This is a genomic window from Streptomyces sp. NPDC048269, assembly GCF_040652395.1.
GTDB lineage: Bacteria > Actinomycetota > Actinomycetes > Streptomycetales > Streptomycetaceae > Streptomyces.
This window is the reverse complement of sequence record NZ_JBEZLW010000107.1, coordinates 1-4,249: the sequence shown is the minus strand read 5'-3', so window position 1 is coordinate 4,249 and position 4,249 is coordinate 1. Positions and strand designations below refer to the sequence as shown.

6 protein-coding genes are annotated in these 4,249 nt (G+C 67.7%); 3 read left to right on the top strand and 3 right to left on the bottom strand.

Features of this window, described 5'->3' with window-relative positions:
* Positions 1 to 122: 122 nt before the first annotated feature.
* The 3 genes from AB0D48_RS37175 to AB0D48_RS37165 form a co-directional block, all read right to left on the bottom strand.
* On the bottom strand, positions 123 to 647 hold the full coding sequence (locus AB0D48_RS37175; protein WP_362407724.1) for a hypothetical protein: 525 nt from the start codon (positions 645 to 647) through the stop codon (positions 123 to 125).
* 252 nt (positions 648 to 899) lie between these two features.
* Complete coding sequence (locus AB0D48_RS37170; RefSeq protein WP_362407727.1) at positions 900 to 1,745, bottom strand: PaaX family transcriptional regulator C-terminal domain-containing protein; 846 nt, start codon at positions 1,743 to 1,745, stop codon at positions 900 to 902.
* A gap of 35 nt (positions 1,746 to 1,780) precedes the next feature.
* Positions 1,781 to 2,416 carry a GNAT family N-acetyltransferase gene (locus tag AB0D48_RS37165; RefSeq protein WP_362407721.1) on the bottom strand — a complete coding sequence of 212 codons (636 nt, stop codon included), beginning with the start codon at positions 2,414 to 2,416 and terminating at the stop codon, positions 1,781 to 1,783.
* Between the two features lie 113 nt (positions 2,417 to 2,529).
* Between AB0D48_RS37165 and AB0D48_RS37160 the strand changes: the two genes are divergently transcribed.
* The 3 genes from AB0D48_RS37160 to AB0D48_RS37150 all read left to right on the top strand — a co-directional run bounded on the left by AB0D48_RS37160 (position 2,530) and on the right by AB0D48_RS37150 (position 4,167).
* Complete coding sequence (locus AB0D48_RS37160) at positions 2,530 to 3,345, top strand: alpha/beta hydrolase (RefSeq protein ID WP_362407718.1); 816 nt, start codon at positions 2,530 to 2,532, stop codon at positions 3,343 to 3,345.
* Positions 3,320 to 3,592 carry a hypothetical protein gene (locus AB0D48_RS37155; protein WP_362407715.1) on the top strand — a complete coding sequence of 91 codons (273 nt, stop codon included), beginning with the start codon at positions 3,320 to 3,322 and terminating at the stop codon, positions 3,590 to 3,592. The genes AB0D48_RS37160 and AB0D48_RS37155 overlap by 26 nt, the downstream gene beginning before the upstream one ends.
* 188 nt (positions 3,593 to 3,780) lie before the next feature.
* Positions 3,781 to 4,167, top strand: a complete 387-nt coding sequence (locus AB0D48_RS37150; protein WP_362407712.1) for a transposase family protein — start codon at positions 3,781 to 3,783, stop codon at positions 4,165 to 4,167.
* The last annotated feature ends 82 nt before the right edge of the window (positions 4,168 to 4,249 follow it).

Genomic DNA, 4,249 nt, shown 5'->3' with positions numbered 1-4,249 from the left:
ATATCGCTTCGTGTAGTTACTTCCCACCTGGCACTGCTTCCCCTGGGCTCATACGTCCCAGTGTCCAGGTGTCCACATCAACGGGGGAACTTCACCGACAAGCCCGACAAGCCCCCGGTCCGCTAACTCCCAGACCCGTCCACGTTCCATTCCCGCGGCAGGTCCTCGTCGCAGAAGACGCAGAAGAAGTCTTCCTCCCGAACGATGTTCAGCTGGCTGCAGGAGGGACAGCGCCGGAATACCACCTCGTGGGTGAAGCCGGGAGGGTGCGCGATCCCGGCTGCATCGAGAGCTTCCACGACGGCCTGCCACGAACTGATGTCCGGGCAGTATCCGGTCGACTGGTTACTCACCTCAGCGACCACCCACTGCCCGGACTCCCTGCGGAAGCTCATCTCTCCGGCACCGAGAACGGGGCCGCCGCCGGCACACACCACGTGCTCGCTTCGACGCGGCGCGAGCCGCAGCACACCAGCCGAGTCGATGACGAACGTGAAAGGCTCGGCCAGCTCCACCGTCGCCAGAGACGAAGCCCAGTCGGCGAAGTCCGATGCCGAGAGGATGCTTCGGCCCTCAGCCTCCGGCCGGACAAGGGCCCGCAGATCAGGCGGTCCCACATACCGATAGCTCCACCCCAGCAAGTTCACGCTGGCCAACGTAACCCCCAGCCGAGGTCAGAGCCTGGGGAATTACGTGAACTTACCCCTGGGGAATAACGAGAACGTTCACAAGGAGGTCCCCTTTGATCTGCCTCGCCAGCTCGGCCGCCGCCGACGGCCCGCCTGCGGTCCGACCGGTCTTCCGCTCCAGGAGCAGGGCGTGCACGGGGCCCAGGTGTCGGCGTACACCCGAACATCACCGGTCGGTACGAATCAAAGTGCACGTCCTCTGTCCCGTCTTCAGCGCACGACCCGGTCTGCAGCTTCTCGGGTGATGTCGGCGTAGAGGCGGAAGAGGGCTGGGCGGGCTTCGCCGCCTTCTCGTTCGTGCTGGACCGCCCAGCACCGGGCGATGAGCTCCCGGGCCTGGGTGCCAGGCCAGGGCTGGGGCAGGAGCTGAGGCGGCAACAGCGGGTCGGGCTCCATGGCGCGGGTGAGTTCGGCGGCAAGTTCGACCGCGATGGTGAGGAGTGCGGACGGGGAGAGTCCGGCAGGGCCGGTGAGCCGGGCGAGGCGGGGCCGGGCGATGCGGCTGAGGCGGTGGTAGCGGTCGGCGATCTCCTGCAGGGACCACAGGCGGCGGGCGAGTTCGACAGGCTCTTGGGTGTCGCCCTTGCGCAGGTCGGTCGTGGTGAGAAGGGTGAGCGCACCATGGGCGCCGAGGCGGTGGGCCGCTTCTTCGACGTACGGTTCCCAGGCGTTGGCGCAGACGTACAGTCCGCCCTGCAGCGGGGCGCCGCCGAGGTGGACGAGCGTCTCACGCAGGGCGTCCCGGGCCGTGCGCGCCGATTCGGGCACCGCGAAGGCGGCCAGGTGCCAGACACCGTCCCAGGGAGCGAGCCCGGCGTCTTGCTGGAACGCGTGCTGGAGGAAGTCCGCGTTGGGAGCCAGGGCACGCGTGGTGTCCGCGGTCGCGTGCAGCTCCGCCTTGCGGCCACGGCCCTCGTGGGTGAACCGGCCCTCGGCCACGAGGCGTTTGATGCACAGCCGCACCTGCTGGTCGCTCATGCCCAGGGTGTTGGCGACGGTGTACAGCTCGTCCGCGCCGACGGTGCCGTCCTCGCGGATCAGCGCGTGGACGAGCATGCGGGTGGGGACCTCGACGTGGTCCGCCTCGGTGCTCACAGTTCTCTCGCCCCTCTCGTTCCGACGGCGCGACGCATGGTGGTCACCGCGCCGAACCCCAGCAGCCCGCGCAGGTAGGGCGTGCGCTCGGTCCGCACGGCCGTGAAGCCGCGCCGCTCGTACAGGGCCCTGGCGTGCGGATTGATGTCGATCACATCCAGTCTGATCTCCCGGCAGTGCTGCTCCGCCGCGACGGCGGCCACTTCCTCGATGAGCAGGCTCCCGACGCCACGCCCGCGTATGCCCGGGTCCACGGCGATGCCGTCCATGACGAGCTGTCCGGGGGCCGGGTGGCGTTCGAACAGGGCGAGGAGCAGGAGTCTGGGCAGCCCCCGCAAGTGTCCGTACACGCGCAGCACGGCGGAGGCCGATCCCCCGGTGAGGGCACGGCCGCCAAGCTGGTAGCCGGCGAGGCCGACGAGCTGCCCGTCGAGGAGCGCGCACACCGCGCGATCGGCGTTCAGGTGCGAGGCGATGAAGGGCACCGCCTTGTCCGGCGGGTTCAGCGCGGGGCCGAGTTTACGGCCGAAAGCCTCCCAGCACAGCTCGGCCGCCCGCCGCTCGGCGCCGGTCGGAAGGCCCCGCCGGACCGTCACCGGTCCAGTACCGGTGTCCGTCGTGTCCAGTCCCATACCGTGCCCTCTTTTCTCACTGCAACCCGAAACTCAAAACTATCATTCCTACGACGATCGTGCGTGTGCTGATAGTTTCAGTTCGCTCACCCGAACAGAGGCGGTCAGATCCCATGTATCCAAAGATCCAGCCCCGACGGCGCGGGCTCCGCATGGCCGTGTGGTCACTCGTCACGGCCCTGGTCGTGGCCGCCGGTCTCGTCGGCGTGGTGCTGTGGCAGAACTCCTACGCCATGGACGAGCAGCGGGTATCAATCCGCTACGGCGGCCACACCCTCAACGGAGTACCGGCCACCCCCAAGGACGGCCGCAAACGCCACGGCCTGGTCGTGTACGTCCACGGCGACGGCCCCGTCGACGCCACCCACGACGACGGCTACAGGCCCATGTGGGAAGCGAACGCCAAGGCCGGCTACGCCTCCCTGTCCTGGGACAAGCCCGGCGTCGCGGGCGCGCCCGGGAACTGGCTCGGCCAGTCCATGGACGACCGGGCCGACGAGGCAGCCGCCGCCATCGCCTGGGCGCGCGCCCGCCCGGACATCGACGGCGACCGGATCGGGCTCTGGGGCGCCAGCCAGGCGGGCTGGGTCCTGCCGAAGGTCGCCGCCAAGACGTCCGTGAGCTTCGTCATCGCCGTCTCGCCCGCGATCAACTGGCTCCAGCAGGGCCGCTACAACCTCCTCGCCGAGCTGCGCGCCGACGGCGCGTCAGCAGGCCGTACCAACGCGGCGATCGCCAAGAGCGACACCACCCGACGGCTGCTGGAACGCCACGCGACCTTCGAGGAGTACGTCAAGGCCATGGGCGGCGACGCGGACGGCATGACCGCCGATCGCTGGGGCTTCATCCAAGAACTACACCGCGGACGCCACGCAAGACCTTCGCGCCCTGCGCGGCGTACCGGTGCTGCTGGCCCTCGCGGGTCATGACATCAACGTAGACACCGCCGACACGGAGCGCGTCTACCGCGATGTGCTGGACGCACGCGGTGCATTGACGGCCAAGTGCTACCCGGACGCGACCCATTCATTTCTCAAGGAGTCCATCGAGCAGTCGGACCTCAAGATCACGCTCACTGCGCTCTTCTCGCCCCGCTCGCTCTTCGCGGACGGATTCCTGGACGGCCAACGACAGTTCCTCAAGGATCTCGTCCGAGGCAGCAATGCCACTCCGTGACAGTCCAGCAAGATCAGCCATGACGCGTGGTGCAGGTTCGCGTGTACCGTCCGGTGCACTTTGAAGGCTCTGGCAAGATTTTTCGGAGGCGGAGATCATCTATTTCACGCGGTCGGTGTGTCTGCACGGCGGGCAGCGTGTGACTGTGCCCTGTTGAACTGGTCAGTCTGTTACCGCAGTTGTCTAGTGTGCTCGTGGTCTCGGTCGAGGTCTCTGATGCTGTGGTGGCGGTCCGGGCCCGCACGAGATCCGGTGTTCCAGTGGTATGTACGGGGTGCGGACAGCTCAGCGGGTGGTGCCACAGCCGCTACGTACGGAGCCTCGCCGACGTCACGCTCGCGGGCCGGCCTGTGCGCATCGACTTGTCCGTACGCCGTCTGTACTGCGAAAACATGACCTGCTCGAAGGTGACCTTCGCCGAGCAAGTGCCGGGGCTGACTGTGCGCTACCAGCGGCGGACACCGCCGTTGCAGCGCTTGGTGGAGGACGTCGGTGTGGTGCTGGCCGGCCGGGGCGGTTCCCGGATGCTTCGGATCTTGAACATCAGGCTCTCGCGGGTCGCTGTCGGGCCTTGACCCCTGATGTTGAACACACGAGACACTGGATCCTGAGGATCTGAGAACGGACATCTCGTGGTCATGAAGAACTACCCGCCGG